The sequence below is a fragment of the Shigella sp. FJ200513 genome, assembly GCF_040495915.1.
Lineage (GTDB): Bacteria > Pseudomonadota > Gammaproteobacteria > Enterobacterales > Enterobacteriaceae > ECMA0423.
The window spans coordinates 1-2,282 of record NZ_JBDYCV010000212.1; the positions used below are offsets into that span (position 1 = coordinate 1).

General features: G+C 54.3%; 2 protein-coding genes. One reads left to right on the forward strand and one right to left on the reverse strand.

What is annotated here, in order from left to right; genetic code table 11:
• Nucleotides 1–243: hypothetical protein (locus ABZJ92_RS21515; protein ID WP_071988032.1), on the reverse strand; the 243-nt coding region annotated here is incomplete at its 3' end.
• A 428-nt stretch (nucleotides 244–671) separates the two neighbouring features.
• On the opposite strand from ABZJ92_RS21515, the gene ltrA reads away from it, so the two are divergent.
• Nucleotides 672–2,180 (forward strand): group II intron reverse transcriptase/maturase, encoded by a 1,509-nt coding sequence (gene ltrA / locus ABZJ92_RS21520; protein ID WP_001189111.1) that lies wholly within the window; start codon nucleotides 672–674, stop codon nucleotides 2,178–2,180.
• Nucleotides 2,181–2,282 lie beyond the last annotated feature (102 nt).

The following is a 2,282-nucleotide window of genomic DNA, read 5'->3' on the forward strand; positions in this document are numbered from 1 at the left end:
GTGTGCCCGGAGTTCAGGGCGGGCATGGATGCTTAAATGAACCGCGAGTCTGTCTGGAATATTGAACCGGTAACTCACGATGAGAAACCCAACAATCCCACCGGGTGTGACGGTGGAGAACCTGAGCGGCAGTGACCTGCGGCATGCCCGCAGGGTGATGTAACCCGCTGACAACGGGGATTGAGGCGAGATCACTAAGCCGAGATGATCCTCAAGGTTAAGTACTGAAAGGCTGAAGAACATGAACCCGTTAATCCGCCTCTGTGGGTTGAAAACGTCACCACGGCCTACGTGATCTGACAGGCCGTGCAGGAGGAACTGGCAGTGATACGTAAGCACTGCCGGTCGAAGGTGTTTTGACATGTATGCGAAACACCGGGGCAGCAGCGTCTATCACACTTGCGTTGCTGACTTCTGCCAACTTGCGGCAAGCAAGGATAAAGAGTGCGACGGGCAGCCTCCTCAGTATGCCTGAGTCCAGGCAGGTAAACCGGGGAAGGTCAGCGACGGATGTTAAGGGGGCATGGCTCCGATGACGCGCTGGCTGGCGGAGCTTCCGTAGTAGTCCGCGATGGGGAAAGCCCATTACATGGCGAAGGGAAGCAGTTTGAATGTGTTTGCGACGTGAATTAACTGACCTAACGAGGTGAAGACCTTTGATAATCAGCGAAATGCAACGCAAGCTTGCCACATGGGCAGCCACCGATCCGTCCCTACGGATTCAACGGCTGCTGCGTCTGATAACACAACCAGAATGGCTGGCTGAAGCGGCGCGGATCACGCTTTCATCAAAGGGGGCCCATACCCCCGGCGTTGATGGCGTGAACAAAACAATGCTACAGGCCAGACTGGCTGTTGAGCTGCAAATCCTCAGGGATGAATTACTCTCAGGCCACTACCAGCCCTTGCCCGCCAGACGGGTTTACATCCCTAAAAGCAACGGCAAACTGCGACCACTGGGTATCCCCGCGTTGCGGGATCGTATTGTTCAGCGGGCCATGCTGATGGCGATGGAGCCGATATGGGAGAGTGATTTTCATACGCTCTCATATGGCTTCCGGCCTGAGCGCAGTGTCCACCACGCGATCCGCACGGTGAAATTACAGCTCACAGACTGTGGTGAAACCCGGGGACGCTGGGTGATTGAAGGCGACCTGTCCAGTTACTTCGACACCGTACATCATCGACTGCTGATGAAGGCTGTACGCCGCAGGATCAGTGACGCACGTTTCATGACTCTGCTGTGGAAAACCATCAAGGCGGGACATATCGATGTCGGTCTCTTTCGGGCGGCCAGTGAAGGTGTGCCACAGGGCGGTGTTATATCGCCGCTATTATCGAACATCATGCTGAATGAGTTCGATCAATACCTGCATGAGCGCTACCTGAGCGGGAAAGCCAGAAAAGATCGGTGGTACTGGAATAACAGTATCCAACGGGGCCGAAGTACGGCGGTCAGAGAAAACTGGCAGTGGAAACCCGCGGTGGCGTACTGCCGCTATGCCGATGATTTTGTCCTCATCGTCAAAGGCACCAAAGCACAGGCGGAAGCCATCAGGGAGGAGTGTCGGGGTGTGCTCGAAGGCAGTCTGAAACTCAGGCTGAACATGGATAAGACTAAAATCACCCATGTTAATGACGGCTTTATCTTTCTGGGGCACAGGATCATTCGCAAACGCAGTCGTTATGGCGAGATGCGAGTGGTCTCAACGATCCCGCAGGAGAAAGCCAGAAACTTCGCCGCATCGCTGACAGCACTGTTATCAGGCAACTACAGTGAAAGCAAAGTCGATATGGCTGAACAACTCAACCGAAAACTGAAAGGCTGGGCCATGTTCTATCAGTTCGTTGATTTTAAGGCCAAAGTCTTCAGTTATATCGACCGTGTCGTGTTCTGGAAGCTGGCTCACTGGCTGGCCCGCAAATACCGTACAGGTATCGCTTCCCTGATGAGGTGGTGGTGTAAATCACCGAAACCGGGTCAGAGCAAAACGTGGGTTTTATTTGGTAAAACCAATCACGGCAAGCTCAGCGGCGAAATACTGTACCGGTTGGTGGGGCAAGGCAAGAAGCTGTTCCGCTGGCGGCTACCCGAAGGTAATCCCTATCTGAGGACGGAGACCAGAAACACGTATACATCGCGCTTTACAGAAGTGGCAATGGCGTTCGCCAGCATTTAAATGGAGAGCCGGATGCGCTGAAAGGTGCACGTCCGGTTCGGGGAGGAGAGGCAGGGAAATAGTCCGACTACGCCCTGCCTCTTACTCTACTCAGCACATGGC

Coding starts and splice junctions, on each gene's coding strand:
- ltrA (WP_001189111.1), top strand. CDS start 672: ATGCAACGCAAGCTTGCCACATGGGCAGCCACCGATCCGTCCCTACGG.